At 64.1% G+C, this 1,059-nt stretch carries 1 protein-coding gene; it reads right to left on the bottom strand.

The window, feature by feature from the left end:
• Positions 1–1,046: acyl-CoA dehydrogenase family protein (locus ABD908_RS27400; RefSeq protein ID WP_345002074.1), on the bottom strand; the 1,046-nt coding region annotated here is incomplete at its 3' end.
• Between the last annotated feature and the right edge of the window lie 13 nt (positions 1,047–1,059).

The raw sequence follows: 1,059 nt of genomic DNA on the forward strand, positions 1-1,059 counted from the left end.
CCGGCACCACCGAGCAACTGCACCGCATCGGTCGTCACATCCATCGCCACATCCGACGCGAAGCACTTCGACGCCGAGCTGATGAACCCCAGATTCTTCTCGCCCCGCTCCGCCCGAGCCGCAGCCGTGTACACCATCAACCGCGCCGCCTCGAGCCGCATCGCCATATCGGCCACCATGAACTGGATCGCCTGGAAATCGGCGATCCGCTTACCGAACTGCTTACGCTCCTTGACATAGTCGATCGCCACATCCAGAGCACCCTGCGCGATACCCACCGCCTGCGCGCCGATCGTCGGACGCGTGTGATCGAGGGTCTGCAACGCCGTCTTGAAACCGGTGCCCGGCTCGCCGATGATCCGATCCCCCGGAATCCGACAGTTCTCGAACGCCAGCTCCGCAGTCGGCGAACCCTTGATCCCCAACTTGTGCTCGTACCCGGCGATCGAGAACCCCGGATCGTCCTTGTGGACGATGAACGCCGAGATACCGTTCGCCCCCTTGTCGGGGTCGGTCACCGCCATCACCGTGTACCAGGTCGACACACCGCCGTTGGTGATCCAACACTTGCCACCGTTCAGAACCCAGTCGTCACCATCGGCCTTGGCACGCGTGCGCATCGACGCCGCGTCCGAACCCGCCTCCCGCTCCGAGAGCGCGTACGACGCCATCGCCTCACCCGCGGCGATCGACGGCAACACCTGCCGCTTGAGCTCGTCGCTGCCGCTCAAGATCAACCCCATCGTGCCCAGCTTGTTCACCGCGGGGATCAGCGAGGAACTACCGCACACCCGCGCCACCTCCTCGATCACGATGCACGTGGCCACCGAATCCGCGCCCTGACCGTCGAACTCCTCCGGCACGTGGATCGCATTGAACCCCGAAGCAACCAGCGCATCCAACGCCTCCTGAGGGAACCGCTCCTTCTCGTCCACATCCTTCGCGTACGGCGCGATCTCCTTCTCGGACAGACCACGGATCGCCGCCCGCAACTCCTGATGCTCCGCAGGGAGCTGGAACAGGTCGAAATCGGGATTACCCGCCATTAACGATCTCCTT

This window comes from Tsukamurella soli, from assembly GCF_039541155.1.
Classification (GTDB): domain Bacteria; phylum Actinomycetota; class Actinomycetes; order Mycobacteriales; family Mycobacteriaceae; genus Tsukamurella; species Tsukamurella soli.